The organism is Cellulosilyticum lentocellum DSM 5427 (assembly GCF_000178835.2).
GTDB classification, from domain to species: Bacteria; Bacillota; Clostridia; order Lachnospirales; family Cellulosilyticaceae; genus Cellulosilyticum; species Cellulosilyticum lentocellum.
The window spans coordinates 2,027,327-2,046,472 of record NC_015275.1 but is presented as its reverse complement, the minus strand read 5'-3'; the positions used below and the strand labels follow the sequence as shown (position 1 = coordinate 2,046,472).

The following is a 19,146-nucleotide window of genomic DNA, read 5'->3' as shown; positions in this document are numbered from 1 at the left end:
GAAAGGAGAGTAACCTCCCCTTTCCACTCTTTTTTACCCCTCAAAAGCATCTCTAATTTCTTGTAAGTTTTTAAACCCATAACGTTCCATATAGTCAATAAGCTCTCTCTTAATATCAACAGGTGCTGTTGGATTCGCAAAAGCTGCTGTCCCTACTGAAATAGCATCTGCTCCTGCCATAAGGAATTCCACTACGTCTTCACCTGTCATAATGCCGCCAAGCCCTATGATTGGAATATTAACTGCTCTTCTTACTTGGTAAACCATTCTTACTGCTACTGGTTTAACAGCTGGACCTGAGAAGCCACCCATTTTATTAGCAATCACTGGACGTTTACGATGAACATCAATTTTCATCCCTAGTAAAGTATTAATAAGAGAAACTGCATCTGCTCCTTCTGCTTCTACAGACTGCGCAATAGAGGCAATATCCGTTACATTGGGTGTTAATTTAATAATAATAGGTTTAGTAGTGAGACGTTTCACTTCTCTTGTTACTTTAGATGCCATATCACAAGAAGTTCCAAAACCAATCCCACCTTCTTTCACATTAGGACAAGAAATATTAACCTCTAACATATCTACATCTGTTTCATTTAAGCGTTCTACAACGCTGCAGTACTCTGTGATACTATGTCCTGCTACGTTTGCAATAATCTTTGTATCAAACTTTCTTGCAAAAGGTAATTCATGTTCAATGTAATAGTCTACTCCTGGATTTTGAAGACCTACGGCATTAATCATCCCACCATAAGTTTCTGCAATTCTAGGCACTGGATTCCCATCCCAAGGTATACTTGCAATCCCTTTGGTAATCATGGCTCCTAGTTCACTTAAATCATAAAACTCACTACTCTCATGAGGTGAGAAGGTTCCTGAAGCTGTTGTGATAGGATTTTTAAGAGTGATGCCTGCAAGGTTAACACTTAGGTCAATGCCTTTAGCTGCTGCTATTTGATCAATATCTGTTAGCCTACTCATCCCACTTCACCTCGCTTCCTAAGAAAACAGGACCATCTTTACATACTTTTTTATGTTCAAAGCCCTTTTCTGTATTCGCTTTTGTTTTGCAAACACACCCTACGCATGCACCATAACCACAGCCCATACGTTCTTCAAGCGAAACTTGAACAGGCACATCAACTTCAGCACAATAAGCTGCTAATGCCTTAAGCATAACTTTAGGTCCACAGCTATAGAAATAATCGCCTTTAATGCCTTCCGCCTTAATAAGTTCAATCACATTTCCTTTAAAGCCTACTTTTCCACTATCTGTAGCAACATATACTTTTACGCCTAAGTTTTCTAATTCCTTTACTAAGAAAGGTTCATCTCTAAAACCTAGCACAGCGATTTTTTCACCGGGAATATGCTTAGCAAGTTCCACTAATGGTGGTACACCAATACCACCGCCCACTAAAACAGAAACCAGTGCTTCTTGTACGTCATAGCCATTTCCAAGTGCACTACTGATACGAATGGTATCTCCTGTTACAAGCTTAGAAAACTCTTTTGTCCCTTCTCCTACCACACCATATACCAGTGTAATAGTCGTTTCACCTACTTCACAAATACTGATTGGTCTAGGCAATAATGTACTTTTAGATTCTGGATACACATTAACGAATTGTCCACATTTTGCATTTTCAGCTACTTCTGGTGCTTCTATAATCATTTTATAAATCATAGGGGCAATTTCACCTTGCCCTATGATTTTTCCATTTACAACTTGTTTACTCATGACGACTTACTCCCATATCATAGATATCTGTTTGCTCTGTAGTCATTTGCTTAGATACTATATCAGCTAGTGCTCTTACAGTGTCTAATGAGGTTAAGATTTGAATAGAAGATTCGATTGCTAAACGTCTGATTTTGAAACCATCACGTTTAGAGTCATTTCCTTTAGTAGGTGTGTTAACTACAAGGTCAATTTCACCACTTCTAAGGAGTTTAAAGATTTCATCTGTTTCTTCTACAAATTTATTTCCCTTCACTGGTGATAGTTTTTCTACCACTCTCGCTTCAATGCCATTTTCTTGTAATTTCTTAGCTGTACCTTCTGTAGCCACAAATTTGTATCCCATGCTAGCAAAACGTTTTGCTATGGTTACGAACTCATCTTGATCATATTTTTGAACCGTTGCAAAGATAGTACCACCTTGCATTGGAAGAGATTTACCTGCTGCAATAAAGCCTTTGTAAAGTGCTTCTTCTACCGTTGTTCCTACACCAAGTACTTCTCCTGTTGACTTCATTTCTGGTCCAAGGCTAACTTCTACTCTTGGTAATTTTTCTGTTGAGAATACTGGTACTTTTACAGCATAGAAGTCTTTTGGTTCTGGGTAAAGCCCTGTGCCATAACCAAGGTCTGTAATTTTCTTACCAAGCATTGCTTCTACAGCAAGATCGATAATTGGTACCCCTGTTACCTTAGAAATGTAAGGTACTGTACGGCTAGAACGTGGGTTAACCTCGATAATGTATAAATCATTTTTGTATTCAATATATTGGATATTAATCATACCAAGTACTTTTAGTTCTTTCGCAAGCATTTGTGTACAAGTAATGATTTTTTCTTTAATATGGTCTGGAATATTCACACTTGGATAAAGTGTTGTACTATCTCCTGAGTGAATACCAGCTCTTTCTAAGTGTTCCATGATTCCTGGAATAAGGATGTTTTCACCATCTGAAAGGGCGTCTACTTCGATTTCACGTCCCATTAGATAACGGTCAATGAGTACTGGGTTTTCTGGGTCTCTATCAAACGCATTGATGAGGTATCTTTCTAATTGGTGTGCTTCATAAGTGATTTCCATTCCTTGACCACCAAGTACATAAGAAGGACGTACAAGTACTGGATACTCTAATTCTTCTGCTACTTTAAGACCTTCTTCAACTGACCAAATCGCTTTCCCTTTTGGACGTTTGATGTGAAGTTTTTCTAAGATTTCATCGAATTTTTCTCTATCTTCTGCTTCATCCATGTGCTTTGGATGTGTACCAAGTACAGGAATATTCATTTTTTCACAGAATTTAGCTAGTTTAATAGCTGTTTGACCACCAAATTGAAGAATGACACCCATTGGTTTTTCTTTTAAGTAAATATGGTAGAAATCTTCATCTGTTAATGGTTCAAAGTAAAGCTTATCTGATGTATTAAAGTCTGTACTTACTGTTTCTGGGTTATTATTAACGATGATTGTTTCAATCCCTTTTTTCTTAAGAGCCATAATCGCATGAACAGAGCAGTAATCGAACTCAATCCCTTGACCGATACGAATTGGACCTGAACCAATAACCATGACCTTTTGTTTGTCAGATACTTCAACTTCATCTACTTCATCATAAGTTGAATAATAATATGGTGATTCCGCTTCAAACTCTCCACCACAAGTATCAACCATTTTATAAACAGGTACAATGTTCCATTTAAAACGAACGTCTCGAATATCATCTTCACTTACGCCGATTAAATCTGCAATCGCTTTATCTGAGAAGCCTCTTTTCTTAAGCTTGCGTAAATATTTTGGTGTTAACTCATCAAAGTTCATTTCAGAAAGAAGCTCTTCTTGTTCTACAATCCAGTGGAATTTTTCTACGAAGAAAATATCCATTCCTGTAATTTTACATACTTGTTCTTTTCTATAATGACGACGAAGCATTTCAGCTAGGGCAAAAATTCTTTCATCATCTGCTGTGATTACTTTTTCTTTGAGTTCATCTAAAGTGCATTCTTCAAGCTTTTTATGTTTAAAGCTAAATTTACCAATCTCAAGTGAGCGAAGACCTTTTAAGAAGGCACTTTCAAAGTTATTACCGATAGACATAATTTCACCGGTTGCCATCATCTTCGTACCAAGTGTACGTTTAGCTGTATAGAATTTATCAAATGGCCATTTTGGTATTTTACATACCACATAATCAAGTGTTGGCTCGAAACAAGCATAAGTTTTGCCTGTTACAGTGTTTGGAATTTCATCAAGACCGTAACCAAGTGCAATTTTAGCTGATACTCTGGCAATTGGATAACCTGTTGCTTTAGAAGCTAAAGCTGAAGAACGGCTTACACGAGGGTTAATTTCGATAACAGCATACTCAAAACTATCTGGATGAAGAGCAAGTTGTACGTTACAACCTCCTCTAATATCACAAGCTGAAATAATATCAAGTGATGCACGGCGAAGCATTTGATATTCTCTATCTGAAAGTGTTTGAGAAGGTGCAACTACGATACTATCTCCTGTGTGAATACCAACTGGATCAATATTTTCCATATTACATACAGTAATGGCTGTACCATAGTTATCACGCATTACTTCATATTCAATTTCTTTCCAGCCTTTGATACATTTTTCAATAAGTACTTGGTGTACACGAGAAAGATGAAGACCACTTGCACAGATTTCTCTTAGCTCTTCTTCTGTTTCTGCAATACCGCCACCTGTACCACCTAAGGTATAAGCTGGCCTAACAACTACTGGATAACCAATTTTTCTTGAGAACGCCACAGCTGCTTCAACTGTTTCTACAATTTCACTTTCAATACATGGTTGATTGATACGCTTCATAAGGGCTCTAAAGAGTTCACGGTCTTCCCCTTCTTTAATAGCTGAAATTTGTGTACCAATCACACGTACATTATATTTTTCTAAAATTCCTTTATCATTTAATTCCACTGCTAAGTTAAGAGCCGTCTGACCACCTACACCTGCTAAAACGCTGTCTGGTCTTTCTTTAGCAATAACTTTTTCAAGGAATTCTACAGTTAATGGTTCGATGTAAATTTTATCTGCTATTTCTTCATCTGTCATAATAGTAGCTGGGTTACTATTGACAAGGACTACTTCAATACCTTCTTCACGAATCGCTTGGCAAGCTTGTGTTCCTGAATAGTCGAATTCAGCCGCTTGACCTATAACAATAGGACCTGATCCTATAACTAATACTTTTTTGATGCTCATATCTCTAGGCATTTAATTTTCCTCCTTGCATAACAGTGATAAATTCGTCGAAAATATGTGCTGTATCTGTTGGTCCTGGACATGCTTCTGGATGGAACTGAACACTGTAAATATTTAAATCTTTAAAGTACATCCCTTCTACAGTTCGGTCGTTCATATTCGTATGCGTCACTACTGCACCTTCTGGAAGTGTTTCTACATAGTAGTTATGATTTTGAGATGTAATATACACACGGTTTGTAATAAAGTCTTTAACTGGGTGGTTACAACCATGGTGACCAAATTTAAGTTTTGCTGTATTACCACCAAGGGCTAAGCAAAGTAATTGGTGTCCAAGACAGATAGCTGTAATAGGTTTTTTACCGATTAAAGTTTTAACTGTTGCTACTGTATCTTGTACATCTTTAGGGTCAGCTGGACCATTTGATAAGAAGATACCATCTGGGTTAACCGCTAATATTTCTTCAGGTTTAGCTGAAGCAGGGAAAACTGAAAGTTTGCAGCCTCTTGCTTCAAAAGAGCGAAGAATATTACTTTTAATACCACAGTCAATGACTGCAATATGTGTTTTATTTCCTTCGATCACATAGCTTTCTTTAGTTGTTACTTCTGAAACAGCCATTTGGTTATTAAAAGCATCTATTTTAAGCTTGATTTGACTTGGTGTCAATTCTCTTACAGCAATGATAGCGCGCATAGTACCATGATCTCTTAATACTCTTGTTAAAGCTCTTGTATCAATACCTTCAAGTCCGATTACTTTTTGTGATTTTAAGTAACCATCTAAAGTAAGTTCACATCTAAAGTTATTTGGGTAGTCACTTTTTTCTCTTACGATTAAAGCACGTACATGAGATTTGCTACTTTCCATATCTTCAAGATTAATACCGTAGTTTCCGATAAGTGGATAAGTCATCACTACCATTTGTCCATAGTATGAAGGGTCTGTTAAGATCTCTTGATAACCTGTCATCCCTGTGTTAAATACGACTTCTCCGATTGTTTCTTTAAGGTATCCGAAGGCCTTACCCTCAAAGATCATCCCATTTTCTAAAATTAATTGAGCTTTCATTAACGCATCACTCCTTGTAAGTCATCTCTCATAGCTAATACTGCTTTCTTAGCAGCTATGGCAAATTCTTTTTCTGTTACTTCCTTATCTTTTTGATAAGCTGCAATAATACCTCTTGAAGAGTTAACAATGATTCCTGAACCATTTTTATCAAAATAATCCTTTAAGTCCTCTGCTTTGCCACCTTGAGCACCATAACCTGGTACTAGGAAGAAAGTGTGTGGCATTCTTTTTCTAAGCTCTATACCTTGCTCTTTGTATGTAGCACCTACTACGGCACCGATACGGCTATAGCCTTCGGTTCCCATAGTAAGTTCTCCCCATTTACTTACTAAGTCGGCTGAGTAATCGTATACTGGTAAACCATTTACCATAAGGTCTTGAATTTCTACACCACTTGGATTACTTGTTTTTACTAAGATGAATAATCCTCTATCTTGCTCATTGCACGCTGCAATGAAAGGTTCAATTCCGTCAAATCCCATATAAGGGTTAAGCGTAACGGCATCTTCTTGCCATAAGTCAAAGTGTTCACCCTCAATTTTAACACCTGCGATATGCCCTGCATAAGCAGCTGCTGTCGATGCGATATCACCTCTTTTAATATCTCCAATAACCACTAGACCTTTTTCTTTTGCATAAGCTACTGTTTCCATATAAGCTCTTAGCCCTTCTAAGCCGTATTGTTCATACATGGCGATTTGTGGTTTAACTGATGGAATGAGAGTTGCTACCTCATCTAAAATACTTTTATTAAAGCGAATAAACATCTCTGCTACAGCCTTTGGAGTTTTTCCGTAAGTTTCTAACATTTCTTCTTTTATAAAGGAAGGAATCATAGCATATGTTGGATCTAATCCCACCACTGTAGGGTTTTGAGTAGCTTCTATTTGACTTATTAAACGATCAATCATCTTTTTTACGCTCCTTTGACTTCTTAGTTTTAGAATCTATCTGTTTGAATTTTTATACATTATAATTAATAATTATTCTACCATTTTTTCAGTAAATTGCAATCTTAATTTATTTTTGATAAATGACTTTTCCATTTGCTAAGGTACAACTTACTTCTCCTTGTACAGTCATACCTATAAATGGTGAGTTTTTACTCTTTCCTGCAAAAGTAGCTTCATTAATAGTATAAGTTGCTTCTGGGTCAAGAATAGTGATATCAGCCGTTTTTCCTACTGATAAATCACCTTTATCAATGCCTACAATCTCAGCTGGCTTTGTACTCATTTTTTCAATTAAAGCCATTGGTGAGATGAGGCCTGTTTTTACTAAGTGTGTGTAACTTAAACCAAAGCTTGTTTCTAATCCTACAATACCAAAAGGTGCTTTTTCAAACTCTACATTTTTTTCGTCATAGTGATGTGGTGCATGATCAGTTGCAATAATATCAATCGTTCCATCTATAATGGCACGTTTCATCGCTTCTACATCTTTCGTCGTACGTAATGGAGGACTCATTTTTTTGTTGGTATCATAATCCCCTAAAATACTATCGTCTAAAATAAAGTAATGTGGTGCTGTTTCAGCTGTTACTTTAATGCCTTGCGCTTTTGCAAATCGGATAATTTCTAAGCTACCTTCTGTGCTAATATGGCATAAGTGAAGTGGTGTACCTGTGTATTTAGCAAGTAAGATATCTCTTGCTACAATAATCTCTTCTGCTTCTCTTGGAATACCTTTAATACCAAAAAGCTGTGCATTTTCACCTGCGTTCATGGCTCCACCTGTTAAGTTACGGTCTTCTGTATGTGAGAAGATTGGTAGGTTAAAGGGTTTTGCATATGCCATTGCTTTTTTCATAAGACCTGAATCCATAACTGTTTTACCGTCTTCGCTAAGCGCACAAATACCATGTTCTTTCATTTTTCCGATATCTGCTAGTGTTTCACCTTGTTGTCCTTTCGTAATGGCTCCAATTGGAAGCACATTGACCCCATTTGCTTTAGCAGCCATTGCATAAATATATTCTACAACGCACTCATTATCAATAACCGGATTTGTGTTAGGCATGCAACATACAGTTGTAAAACCACCTTTGGCTGCCGCCTTTGCACCACTTTCAATATCTTCTTTATGCTCATAGCCTGGCGCTCTGAAGTGTACATGCAAGTCGATTAATCCTGGTACTACCCACTTACCTGTAGCATCAATGATTTCATTAGCTTCTTCACTGTAGTCCTTTCCTATATAAACAACTTTTCCCTCTTTAATCCAAAGGTCATTAACCTCTTCCATTTGTGTTTTAGGATTAATAATTAATCCATTTTTGATACAAGTAATCATGCGTTTTCTCTCCCTTCTTGAAGTAATGCTAAAATAGCCATTCTCACTGCTACACCGTTAGTAACTTGCTCATCTATGACTGATACCTTGCTATCCATTAACTCTGGTGTGAGTTCAACACCTCTATTAACAGGTGCTGGATGCATTAAGAGTGCATCTGGTTTTGCATATTCAAAAATCTCTTTATTTAAACCGTATATTTGGCTATATTCTCTAAGGTTAGGAAATAATCCTCCTTTTTGACGTTCTAGCTGAATACGTAGTGCCATGACAATATCCGCATCTTTAACCGCCGCCTTCACATCCGTCACAACGGTGCATCCTAGTTTTTCCATACTTTTTGCTGTTAATGTTCCTGGTCCTGCTAAGGTTACTTGTGCACCTAATTGAGTGAGTCCAAACACATTGGATCTAGCCACTCTACTATGGGCAATGTCACCAACGATTGTTACCTTTAGATTTTTAAAACCACCTTTTTTTTCATAAATGGTATAGAAGTCTAATAATGCTTGAGTAGGATGCTCATTGGCGCCATCTCCTGCATTAATCACAGATGCTTTAACATTTTTAGCAAGTAAATGTGCTGCCCCACTCATGCCATGTCTCATAATCATATAGTCAATACCCATACTATCTAAAGTGATGCCTGTGTCTACTAAGCTTTCTCCTTTTTGTACACTACTGCTAGCTACACCAAGGTCTGCTACATGTGCACCTAAATAAGTCCCTGCCATTGTAAAGGCCATACGTGTTCTTGTACTGTTTTCATAAAAAAGTGTTACAGCACTTTTCCCTTTCAATACATCTAGTTTAGTCGCTTCACCAGTTACTATTCCTTTCATGCTTTCAGCTGTTTGTAATATGGTCATGATTTCATTGACACTTAAATCTCTAATTCCTAGTAAGTCTTTTCTTCTTAGCATCTGACACCATCCCTTAATGTAAATTTAATTTTTAGCAAAATAAAAGGCAATAAAAGGATGATTTATCCTTCTATTGCCTTTACACGTCCTACGACACAAGCTTTAGAAATAGCTAAACAAACTACTCTATTGAGTGGTCTAGAAACGCTTGTATTCACTAATTTTATATAGAATTGTTGCATTACTTTTATTCGTACTATAATTGTATTTAATCTTCTCACTTTGTTCTCCTTCTTGGTCTCTCTGGGCCAAACTTAAAGGCAATTTCCTTATTTAATTATCGCTATTTTATCACTGTATTCGGCTTCTGTCAAGCAGCTATTTATCTATTCTTCCACTTGTCCTAGCATTTGATAAATCTTATAAAAATCAACCTTAGATACTGTCGTATAAGAGGTTGCACTCAAATCTCCTACTACAATGGTTTCACTTTCTTGAACCAAAGAGCTTGGTATGCCGTTAGTATATTTAATATGATGACTTAAGGGATTTTGATCCTTATCTACCATCTTAATCATTTCAATTTCATCCGCATAACCTAAAGCCAAAGCGGCACTTGGAAAAGGGGTTCCTTTCCAAGACATTCTTAAACCATACATACTAATATTAGTAGTAGAAATAGCACTAATTTGATAAAGCTCTTTGATTTGTTCTTCACTGAGCATGTGAAATTCATCAACGACAATATAATCATAGTTATTAGCAATAATCTCATTTATTTTTAAAGATTCATCAGATTTAAGTAAGATGTCTGCTTTCACCTGATCTTTAATTAAACGGCTACAAATATAGCCTCCATCTCTTGTATCTAATGCTGGCTTTAGAACTAAAGTTTTTAAATTTCTTACCTTTAAATTCTGTACCTCCGCAATGGCTCTTGCCGATTTTGAAGAACCCATTACCCCCACTGTCACTTTAAAAAAACCCATTTTCTCAAGTCTCCTTTTGCCTATTCATCTTTCTGCTAAAAAGTATTATACACTACTTTAACGAGAAAAAAAAATGTATCTATTAATTGTTGCAATCTTATAGTACTCTTGATAGCTCTTTTAATGAAATGCTTTTCAATGTCTCTTGATCTAGTGTAATAATGTATTTTAAAAGCCTTCTTCTTTCTTCTTCGTCTTTTATCTCTTTTTTAATAGTAGCTCTCCATTCACCTAAGCACGCTACATAGTCACTATAAGATTCATCATAAAGACTTTCTAGTTCCTTTTTTATCTTAGCAGCTAGAGCAGGACTTTTCCCCTGCGTAGAAACACTTATAATCAAATCGCCTCTACGAATACCTGCTGGTACTAGAAAGCTAGAAAGTGCCTGATCAGTTACAACATCACATAATTTGCCCTGCTTCTTACAAGCTTTTCCTATAGTAGCATTACATGCCCTATCATTAGTTGCTGCTATAACAAGTTGAAAGGCTAAAAGATAATCTTCTGAATAGCTTGCTTTTAATAAATTCATCTGTCCTTCTAAACACTTTATTTCTTCGCAAAACTCAGGACTAAGTACAGTAACTGTAGCCCCATAAGCTAAGAGCATCTTAGCTTTTTGATAAGCAATATGCCCCCCTCCTATAATTAAACATTTGAAAAAAGCTAAATTTATCATCATCGGATAATACATTCTTAGCACCTCTCATTAAGGGATTCTATAACTGGAAACCCCTCATTCATACTGACTATAGTTATAGTAGCTGTGTCAATTTTAAAATGCCAATGTAAAGAAGGCTTTTTCACAAGTAACTCTGATAAAATACATCTAATCGTACCACCGTGAGCCGCTACTAAAAAAGTACCGCTTTGATGATTCATCAAAAACTCATTTAACCAGTCGGCTACTCTCTGATGTGCCATTACTAAACTCTCTCCTTTTGGATATCTATACGCTATCCCCTCCTTAATCATATACGTTACTTCCTCTGGATAATTCTTTTTTAACCAATTAAAATCCTTGCCTTCACAGATGCCAAAGTTGATTTCATGTAAGGCCTGTGCAACTTGTACTGGTATATCCTTATCCATAAGTTCTTTTATCGTTTCTTGTACCCTTTCTGCAGGGCTTGTATAAATTTGCTGTATCTGCCACTTATCTAGTTTTTTGCAAAGCCTCCTAGCTTCTTCTTTTCCTTGTAAACTTAGCGGACTTTCACTTCTGCCAATATAAAGGCCAGCTTCGTTAGCTACAGTGGCGGCATGCCTTACCAGTATTAATGTAAGCATTGTCTCCTCCTATTTCAAATTATTATTTCTCCGATTATGCTCTTCTTAGCTTTATTGTACCTATTCACTATCCTTTCTTTTTAATCTATTATACAAAAGAAAAAGAAGCTTTTTCAAATAAGCTTCTTTTCATCTGAATTAATTGATTATCATTTATCATTTATCTGAGTTACTACCAAAAGTAACTCATGACACTTTCTATTAATTAATAAATAGCAAAAGCACAAGTAAATGCATGTAATTATTAGACACATAACGGATAGTATACTCCCCTATTTGCTCTACATTGGGATAAAAAGAAAATTTATAAGCATCTGCATGCTTTTTAAATTCAATAATAAGCTCGTATTCTTCTGGCTTCTCAAAAGTATATTCTTCTAAAGCTTCTAAACCTTTTTTAACACCTTTACGAATACGTTCTATGGCTAAATCAGGATGAATACTAACAACAGCTCCTCCAAATCCTTCTTGTACAGCAATGGTTTTAATCTGTGGATTAAAACTGCGTACAGAGCGCATTAAATCCCCATCTCCTGAGACCGCTACTATAGGTACGCCTAACATATACGCTGCATAAGCATGAATCAAAAACTCATCTGCGTCCTCTCCATTGATAGTCACATTTTTAATAACATCTGGTAATAGGGTATGAGCAAGAGGACTTCCATTAGAACTAGCGCCACTATGATAACCAATAAAAATAACGGCATCAAAGCTTTCATCTAAGCCTTCTACCATACAATAAGGATGGTTACTCCAACCCGAAATCACCTTTACGCCTCTAGGTAACATACTATGGATCAGATTTTTTCCATCTTCATGAGCATCTTTAACCATAATATACTCTGCTCCCGCTTCAATGGCCCCTTCGCAGGCAGCTACTACTTCTCTTGTCATTTGCTCTCTATATAAATCGTAATAGTGGCCTCCTTTATGAGTTTCTTCCCATTTTGAGACCCCTGTAATGCCTTCTAAATCTGCACTGATATATACACGCATTTTCATGCCTCCCTATTCCTACGCTTTATATACCTCAGTATATCAAAAACAACTGAAAATATCAAAAAATATATTTTTATAATTATTATTTTTCTATAAAATCGAGTATACTAACATTAAATCATATAATCTAAAAGGAGCTGATTTCATGTCAACATCACAACCTAAGCGTCAAGACGTTAAAATAGAAGATACTTGGAAATTAGAGGACCTATTTGAAACCGATCTTTTATTTGAAAATACCTTATCTGAAACAAAAAAACTACTTGATAAATTTAACCCCTACGAAGGTAAGCTTACCAGTAACCCCCATACATTACTTACTTTCTTAAAATTACAAGATACTTTTGGTGAAGCACTTGGTAAACTTTATGTTTATGCACACATGCGCCTTCATCAAGATGGTAGCAATGCTTACTATCAGGATTTAGCAAGTCAAAGTGAAGATCTATCTGTTGCTGCTTCCGAAGCTCTAGCTTTCTCCGGTCCTGAACTTACTCAGCTGACAGCTGCTCAGCTAGATACCTTTTTCAAAGAGCTTCCTGAGCTTCGTCATTATGAACGCTATTTAAATGAAATACTTAGACAAAAAACACATATTTTAACATCTGAAATGGAAGCTGTCTTAGCTCGCGTGGGTGAATTAGGTACTATGCCTCAAAACACCTTTTCTATGCTGAATAATGTAGATATGAAGTTTCCTACTGTTGAAAACGCCAAGGGTGAAACCGTTCGCTTGACCCACGGTAATTACATTCCTTTGATGGAGAGTCAAAATCGCTCAGTTAGAGAATCTGCTTTCACTGCGCTTTATAATACTTATACGAGTTACAAAAACACCATTAGTACGCTTTTTGCGGCCAATATTAAGCAATATGGTTTCTTTTCTAGTATGCGTCACTTTGAAACACCTCTTCATAGTGCTCTTTCAGAAAATAATATACCAGTCACTGTTTATCATGAGCTTATTCATACAGTTAATAATAACTTATCCATTATGCATGATTATGTTACTTTACGCAAAGAGGAATTAGGACTTGATACCCTGCATATGTATGACCTTTTTGTACCCATGATTAAAGATTTCGAAAAGGAAATAAGCTATGAAGAATCTTGTGATATCCTTCTTAAAGCACTGGCACCATTAGGCGAAGACTATCTTGCCATTGTTAAAGAGGCCTTGGATAACCGCTGGATTGACAAATATGAAAATGAAGGTAAACGCAGCGGTGCTTATTCCTGGGGAAGCTATGGTGCACCTCACCCTTATATATTGCTTAACTACTCTCCTAACATTAATAGCTTATTCACTCTTGCTCATGAAATGGGTCATGCTTTGCATAGTTACTATTCTCATCACCATCAACCTCATATTTATGGTGATTATTGCATCTTTGTAGCTGAAGTGGCATCAACAGTCAATGAGGCTTTACTAATGAACTATCTTTTAGAAACAACACAGGAAGAAACTTATAAACGTTACCTCATTAATTATTTCATGGAACAATTCCGTAGCACACTTTATCGTCAAACTATGTTTGCCGAATTTGAATTAATGATGCATACAGCAAGTCAAGAAGGTAAAACACTAACTGCCGACTATTTATGCGACACTTATTATGAACTGGTGAAAAAATATCATGGTCCATCTATAGAAGTAGATGCTGCTATTGCTATGGAATGGGCACGTATTCCTCATTTCTATACCCCTTTCTATGTTTATCAATATGCTACTGGATACTCTGCTGCTATTACTTTATCTGAGCGTATTTTAAAAGAAGGTACAGAAGCTGTTAAGGACTATAAAGCTTTCTTAAGCGGTGGCTCCTCTAAGGATCCTATCGACCTATTAAAAATAGCTGGTGTAGATATGAGCACTTCAGCTCCAATTGCTAAGGCTTTAGAAGTGTTTAATTCTCTAATAATTCAGTTTAAACAGACAAAAAAATAATGTATTGCCAAGTCCAAATTGTGATGATATGATAATTGGAAATAACTTTGAGGGGGGGCTTTATCATGACAAAAAGATATAAACGATCAGACGTTACACAAGAACTGGTTTTAGTAGCAAGTGGAGCAAAAAAAGCCGACCTTGTGATTAAAAATGCAAACCTTATTAACGTTAATACAGCTGAAATTATACCACATATGGATGTAGCCATTACAAAAGGGCGTATTGCTCTTGTAGGCGATGCGGCTCACACCATTGGACCTAAAACAAAATGCATAGATGCGACAGGACTTTATCTAGCACCTGGTTTTATAGATGGACATATTCATGTAGAAAGCAGCATGCTTACAGTTAAAGAGTATGCAAGAGCTGTTATGCCTCATGGTACAACTGCTATTATGATGGATCCACATGAAATTGCCAATGTGCTTGGTACAGAGGGTATTGGTCTTATGATTCAAGAAGGTAAGGAAGTACCACTTAACGTCTATACCACTATGCCTAGTTGTGTTCCAGCTACTGCAGATTTAGAAACGACTGGCGCTAGCTTATCACTTAGAGATATTGCTCATGGTCTTTCTCAAGATACCATCATTGGCCTAGGTGAAATGATGAACTATCCAGCTGTTTTAAGTGGTGATTCTAATGTGCATGGTATTTTAAAAGCCACTTTAGACCGTCACAAAACGATTACAGGACACTATTGTGTTCCTGATGAAGGAGGCCCTGGCCTTAATGCTTATATTGCAGCTGGTGCTAACTGCTGTCATGAAACAACAAGACATGAGGATGCTCTCGCTAAAATGCGTCTTGGTATGTATGTTCAAATTCGTGAAGGCTCAGGTTGGTGTGATGTGAAGGAAACGATTAAGGCCATTACAGAGCATCAAGTAGATTCTCGTTTTGCTTGTTTAGTCAGTGATGATACACATCCTGATACTTTATTATCTGTAGGACATATGGATTATATTATTAGGCGTGCCATTGAAGAAGGTGTTCGTCCTGTAGTTGCTATTCAAATGGCTACTATTAATGCTGCTGAATGCTTTGGTTTAGCGCATGACCTGGGCAGCGTATCTCCTGGAAAATGGGCAGACCTTGTCTTACTTAGTGATTTAACTAAGGTTACAGTAGCGAAAACCATTATTAATGGCCAGGTTGTGGCTGAAAACGGACAGCTTAAGATGACTTTACCATCGGCTTCCTATCCAGAGTTTGCAAAGAAAACCATGCATATTTATGAGCCATTAACAGTCGAAAACTTTAAAATAGCTGTCCCTAATGACTATGCAGAATCAACTATTCCTGTTCATGTTATTGGCATTATTGAAGCTCAAGCTGGTACCCTTCATAAAAAAGGTATGCTAACTATAAAAGAAGGATTTGTATCTAGTGATATATCACAAGATTTACTAAAGGTTGCTGTTATTGACCGTCATTCAGGTACGCAAAGCATGAGCATGAGTTTTGTAACTGGCTTCGGTATTCAAGAAGGTGCTGTTGCTTCTACTGTTGCTCATGATGCTCATAATTTATGCATTATTGGTACCAATGATGAAGATATGGCACTAGCTGCTAATACTTTAGTCGATGCAGGCGGTGGCCAAGTCGTTGTTCAAAATGGAAAAGTATTAGCACTCAATCCTCTTCCTATAGCAGGACTTATGTCAGAAGACCCTGCCACAGTCGTAGCAAAACGTGTAGCTGAAATTGATGAAGCATGGAAAACCATTGGTTGCCCTCTTCATTCACCTTTTATGACTATGGCACTTCTTTCTTTAGCCGTTATTCCTGAACTTCGTCTAACCAACAAAGGACTTGTAGATACTGTAAACTTTGTAGCTTTACCTATTTTTGACCTTTAAATAGAATACTTAGTTACTATAAAATATGGCTGTGGTTATAAACCACAGCCATATTTTATAGTAACTATCATACTCATCAAAAATAAACTAATCAATAGTAGCTTCATTACAAAATACTTCATATGTTTTCGCTTGGTCCAAATGCAAAAAGCGGTTACAACTAAAGTGGGTAATAATACATAGCTATTTAACCATAAAATAACTTGTTTGTGTTCCCACCAATGAAGTGCTTCTTCTTTAAAAATATTCATTCCAAAAAAGCCTGTCACAAAGCTAGGAAGCACCAATGCTGCTCCTGCAATGGTTAATAACTGAACCTTCATATTAGAAGCTGCCTGTTCTACTAATGTTGCATATTCATGTACTTCATCTACTTCAAAATTCAGTTGTTTTAACTCCTCTTCAATTTTAAAAGATTTGGTTAATTCTTCATAAATCCGAGCACCCTCACCTTCTTCAGTCACCTCTTTAAAATATAATTGATTAATAAATTGAATATAAATCTCATAAATACTTGATATAGCTTCTGAAAGTGCATACTTGGGTAAGGTTGAAATCCTAGCAATCTCTGTAGATAAGCTGAGAAGTGTCGCTCTTTGCATCAGTACTAAGGTTACTAACTGATTATATAATTTACCCTCTAACCATTCTTTCGTGACACACAATAACATAAAGCGATTAATCCCATAAATACTATAGTCATTTTTAATATATGAACTAGTAGCACTATAACTCATTTTTTTATTTAAGGTCATAAATCTCTCTAAGCGTTCCTGTGCTACTTCACCTTTCTCAATGGCGTCTACAAGGATCGGACTTTGATAAATACAGCAACAAAACATTTGATTGCCTAGGATAGGCTCAATAACAATTCGATTATAAGATTTTTCTTTTTCTTTACATACAAAGGGGTCACCTAATATAAACATGATTAAAGGACTAATTGTTAAACTCTCTTTATAGTAATCTGCAGTAAAAAGCTCCTCTATATAAGTTTCCTTATTAAGTCTCATACTAACAGACTCTGGAAACCATTCATTTCTCGCTTTCTCTAAAGGAAGTATAGGGGGATAAATCATTTTACTAAAGCTATTAATGGCTTCTATTTCTTCTAACTGTAGGTAATGGTGATTAAGTAGCTCAAAAGAAAGTAATCCTATTCCTGTTTTATAGAGTTTAAGGCGTATTTGTTTAATATCTAATAGAAATAACTGCTCTTTTATATGAATCTTAAAAAATTGTGTTTCATCTAAATGCTTAAAAACATAGTTTCTAACAATAATCGGTTCTTTTTCAAATGTATATAGCGCAGAACGGATGGGCTTATAAAAATAAACAAACTCATTATAATCTTGATCATCTTCAATGGTAGAGTAATGTACTTGCCACTGCTTTAAATGATCAAAGCTTTTACCTTTTAACTCAACATGTGGATAAAATAAACGTTCGGGTAATTGGCTACTACTTTTCCAACTGAAAGGAAATATAAAAATATGTTCACTTATAGGGCTTTTATAACGCATGGCTTTGTTCACCCCCTATTATAAATAAGAAGGATGTTTTATCTGAAAAACATCCTTCTTATTTTTTCGAAGCTTATTTATTATTGTTGTTATCTGTGCTGTCGTTGTAGCTATTAGTACCAGCGTTATTTTGATAATTGTTTCTGTTAGCATTTTTTAAATTATTATTGTTATTATCTGTGCTATCTTTGAAGTTATTATTATTACTACTGTTTTGATAGTTGTTATCGTTGCTATTTCTGCAATTGTTACTGCTGTTTTGATAGTTGTTGTCGTTGCTGTTTTTGAAATTATTGTTGCTGGAATCTTGGTACTTGTTATTTTGTGTCATGTCGTTAGTCTCCTTTGTTGTTCAATATCAGTATGGCAAAATATTTTCCACGCTCCTATTATGAACAATGAGACCTTTTTTTATGCGTTAATTTATCACTTTATGGCATTTTTTTGTTAAAATCCAAAGACCTTTGAAACTTCATCACGTTTCGCGACGATAACCTCTATATCCTTTCCTACAATAATATTTCTTTCTTCTAAAGCCGTTTGTGCTGTTAAAAGGGCTAAATCCGGTACATTGTTATCTTTACTTAGATGTCCTAAAACAGCCCATTCAAGCCCAGGATGGTATAACTCTACTAGTGCTTTAGCTGCAGCTTCATTGTTTAAATGGCCTACATCACTTAAAATACGTTTCTTTAAGTAATAAGGATATCCCCCTGCTTCTAACATACGTATATCATGATTAAACTCTAATAAGATGCCATGTGAACCGCTTAATCTTGCTGCAATTTTATCATCAATCGTACCAATATCCGTTGCTACAGTAATTTTTTTATCCTTATACTCAAAAATGTAACCAACAGGATCTACTGCATCATGATAAATAGGGTAGGGTAAAATTTTAAGCTCACCCACTTGTAGATATACTTCTTTTTCTAAGATTTTTTGATGTTCTTCTTTTACGACGCCAATCATTTTTTCGCCTAAAAGCCTCTCCCAAGCTAAGCTTGTAGCATAAATAGGAATATTATATTTTCTACTTAATATGCCTACTCCCTTAATATGGTCTGAATGCTCATGGGTAATTAAAATCCCATTAATGCTTTCTGGTGCCACCTCTAATTGATCAAGCGCTGCTACTACTTTCTTTCCGCTAATACCTACATCTATTAAAAAGCGCTGTTCTCCAGCTTCTAAATAAGTACAATTACCACTGCTGCCACTTGCTAGGGCACATAATTTAAATTCCATTTCTTTTCCTCCGCTTTGCAATGATGTCCATTACTGCTATTACTATAGCACATTTCTTCTCTTTTTAGCATACCTTGTCAT

At 36.1% G+C, this 19,146-nt stretch carries 17 protein-coding genes; 2 read left to right on the top strand and 15 right to left on the bottom strand.

Annotated features, from left to right (window positions below; all coding sequences use genetic code 11):
• Positions 1–33: 33 nt before the first annotated feature.
• From CLOLE_RS09220 to CLOLE_RS09170, 12 genes are all read right to left on the bottom strand, one after another.
• Positions 34–981, bottom strand: a complete 948-nt coding sequence (locus CLOLE_RS09220) for a dihydroorotate dehydrogenase (RefSeq protein WP_013656837.1) — start codon at positions 979–981, stop codon at positions 34–36.
• Complete coding sequence (locus CLOLE_RS09215; protein WP_013656836.1) at positions 974–1,741, bottom strand: dihydroorotate dehydrogenase electron transfer subunit; 768 nt, start codon at positions 1,739–1,741, stop codon at positions 974–976. Before CLOLE_RS09215 ends, CLOLE_RS09220 begins: the two co-directional genes overlap by 8 nt.
• Positions 1,734–4,979, bottom strand: a complete 3,246-nt coding sequence (gene carB, locus CLOLE_RS09210) for a carbamoyl-phosphate synthase large subunit (RefSeq protein ID WP_013656835.1) — start codon at positions 4,977–4,979, stop codon at positions 1,734–1,736. The genes CLOLE_RS09215 and carB overlap by 8 nt, the downstream gene beginning before the upstream one ends.
• Complete coding sequence (locus CLOLE_RS09205; protein WP_013656834.1) at positions 4,972–6,039, bottom strand: carbamoyl phosphate synthase small subunit; 1,068 nt, start codon at positions 6,037–6,039, stop codon at positions 4,972–4,974. Before CLOLE_RS09205 ends, carB begins: the two co-directional genes overlap by 8 nt.
• Entirely contained in the window at positions 6,039–6,953 is a 915-nt protein-coding gene (pyrF, locus tag CLOLE_RS09200; RefSeq protein WP_013656833.1) for an orotidine-5'-phosphate decarboxylase, read from the bottom strand. Before pyrF ends, CLOLE_RS09205 begins: the two co-directional genes overlap by 1 nt.
• Positions 6,954–7,062: 109 nt before the next feature.
• Positions 7,063–8,334, bottom strand: coding sequence for a dihydroorotase (locus CLOLE_RS09195; protein ID WP_013656832.1), 1,272 nt, complete (start codon positions 8,332–8,334; stop codon positions 7,063–7,065).
• Entirely contained in the window at positions 8,331–9,257 is a 927-nt protein-coding gene (locus CLOLE_RS09190) for an aspartate carbamoyltransferase catalytic subunit (RefSeq protein WP_013656831.1), read from the bottom strand. Before CLOLE_RS09190 ends, CLOLE_RS09195 begins: the two co-directional genes overlap by 4 nt.
• Before the next feature lie 62 nt (positions 9,258–9,319).
• Positions 9,320–9,478, bottom strand: a complete 159-nt coding sequence (locus tag CLOLE_RS22965; RefSeq protein ID WP_157864049.1) for a hypothetical protein — start codon at positions 9,476–9,478, stop codon at positions 9,320–9,322.
• A gap of 105 nt (positions 9,479–9,583) precedes the next feature.
• On the bottom strand, positions 9,584–10,186 hold the full coding sequence (locus CLOLE_RS09185) for a thymidine kinase (RefSeq protein WP_013656829.1): 603 nt from the start codon (positions 10,184–10,186) through the stop codon (positions 9,584–9,586).
• Positions 10,187–10,283: 97 nt separating this feature from the next.
• Positions 10,284–10,868 (bottom strand): precorrin-2 dehydrogenase/sirohydrochlorin ferrochelatase family protein, encoded by a 585-nt coding sequence (locus CLOLE_RS09180; RefSeq protein ID WP_162145077.1) that lies wholly within the window; start codon positions 10,866–10,868, stop codon positions 10,284–10,286.
• Positions 10,869–10,885: 17 nt separating this feature from the next.
• Positions 10,886–11,479, bottom strand: coding sequence for a histidine phosphatase family protein (locus CLOLE_RS09175; protein WP_013656827.1), 594 nt, complete (start codon positions 11,477–11,479; stop codon positions 10,886–10,888).
• Between the two features lie 201 nt (positions 11,480–11,680).
• Positions 11,681–12,478, bottom strand: a complete 798-nt coding sequence (locus CLOLE_RS09170) for a M55 family metallopeptidase (protein WP_013656826.1) — start codon at positions 12,476–12,478, stop codon at positions 11,681–11,683.
• Between the two features lie 148 nt (positions 12,479–12,626).
• Between CLOLE_RS09170 and pepF the strand changes: the two genes are divergently transcribed.
• Both pepF and ade read left to right on the top strand, forming a co-directional pair.
• Positions 12,627–14,429 carry an oligoendopeptidase F gene (gene pepF / locus CLOLE_RS09165; RefSeq protein WP_013656825.1) on the top strand — a complete coding sequence of 601 codons (1,803 nt, stop codon included), beginning with the start codon at positions 12,627–12,629 and terminating at the stop codon, positions 14,427–14,429.
• A 65-nt stretch (positions 14,430–14,494) separates the two neighbouring features.
• Positions 14,495–16,294 (top strand): adenine deaminase, encoded by a 1,800-nt coding sequence (gene ade / locus CLOLE_RS09160; RefSeq protein ID WP_013656824.1) that lies wholly within the window; start codon positions 14,495–14,497, stop codon positions 16,292–16,294.
• Positions 16,295–16,329: 35 nt separating this feature from the next.
• On the opposite strand, the gene CLOLE_RS09155 is transcribed toward ade, so the two are convergent.
• The 3 genes from CLOLE_RS09155 to CLOLE_RS09150 all read right to left on the bottom strand — a co-directional run bounded on the left by CLOLE_RS09155 (position 16,330) and on the right by CLOLE_RS09150 (position 19,065).
• Entirely contained in the window at positions 16,330–17,817 is a 1,488-nt protein-coding gene (locus tag CLOLE_RS09155; RefSeq protein WP_013656823.1) for a CorA family divalent cation transporter, read from the bottom strand.
• A 73-nt stretch (positions 17,818–17,890) separates the two neighbouring features.
• Entirely contained in the window at positions 17,891–18,148 is a 258-nt protein-coding gene (locus tag CLOLE_RS22960; RefSeq protein ID WP_157864048.1) for a hypothetical protein, read from the bottom strand.
• A 116-nt stretch (positions 18,149–18,264) separates the two neighbouring features.
• On the bottom strand, positions 18,265–19,065 hold the full coding sequence (locus CLOLE_RS09150) for an MBL fold metallo-hydrolase (protein WP_013656822.1): 801 nt from the start codon (positions 19,063–19,065) through the stop codon (positions 18,265–18,267).
• Positions 19,066–19,146: the final 81 nt, after the last annotated feature.

Bases quoted from the DNA above. Each gene is read 5' to 3' on its own strand.
- CLOLE_RS09205 (WP_013656834.1), bottom strand. From the start codon at position 6,039: ATGAAAGCTCAATTAATTTTAGAAAATGGGATGATCTTTGAGGGTAAG.
- CLOLE_RS09155 (WP_013656823.1), bottom strand. From the start codon at position 17,817: ATGCGTTATAAAAGCCCTATAAGTGAACATATTTTTATATTTCCTTTC.
- CLOLE_RS09195 (WP_013656832.1), bottom strand. From the start codon at position 8,334: ATGATTACTTGTATCAAAAATGGATTAATTATTAATCCTAAAACACAA.
- pyrF (WP_013656833.1), bottom strand. From the start codon at position 6,953: ATGATTGATCGTTTAATAAGTCAAATAGAAGCTACTCAAAACCCTACA.
- ade (WP_013656824.1), top strand. From the start codon at position 14,495: ATGACAAAAAGATATAAACGATCAGACGTTACACAAGAACTGGTTTTA.
- CLOLE_RS09220 (WP_013656837.1), bottom strand. From the start codon at position 981: ATGAGTAGGCTAACAGATATTGATCAAATAGCAGCAGCTAAAGGCATT.
- CLOLE_RS09170 (WP_013656826.1), bottom strand. From the start codon at position 12,478: ATGCGTGTATATATCAGTGCAGATTTAGAAGGCATTACAGGGGTCTCA.
- CLOLE_RS09180 (WP_162145077.1), bottom strand. From the start codon at position 10,868: ATGATAAATTTAGCTTTTTTCAAATGTTTAATTATAGGAGGGGGGCAT.
- CLOLE_RS09190 (WP_013656831.1), bottom strand. From the start codon at position 9,257: ATGCTAAGAAGAAAAGACTTACTAGGAATTAGAGATTTAAGTGTCAAT.
- CLOLE_RS09175 (WP_013656827.1), bottom strand. From the start codon at position 11,479: ATGCTTACATTAATACTGGTAAGGCATGCCGCCACTGTAGCTAACGAA.
- CLOLE_RS09215 (WP_013656836.1), bottom strand. From the start codon at position 1,741: ATGAGTAAACAAGTTGTAAATGGAAAAATCATAGGGCAAGGTGAAATT.
- CLOLE_RS22960 (WP_157864048.1), bottom strand. From the start codon at position 18,148: ATGACACAAAATAACAAGTACCAAGATTCCAGCAACAATAATTTCAAA.
- CLOLE_RS09185 (WP_013656829.1), bottom strand. From the start codon at position 10,186: ATGGGTTTTTTTAAAGTGACAGTGGGGGTAATGGGTTCTTCAAAATCG.
- CLOLE_RS09150 (WP_013656822.1), bottom strand. From the start codon at position 19,065: ATGGAATTTAAATTATGTGCCCTAGCAAGTGGCAGCAGTGGTAATTGT.
- pepF (WP_013656825.1), top strand. From the start codon at position 12,627: ATGTCAACATCACAACCTAAGCGTCAAGACGTTAAAATAGAAGATACT.
- carB (WP_013656835.1), bottom strand. From the start codon at position 4,979: ATGCCTAGAGATATGAGCATCAAAAAAGTATTAGTTATAGGATCAGGT.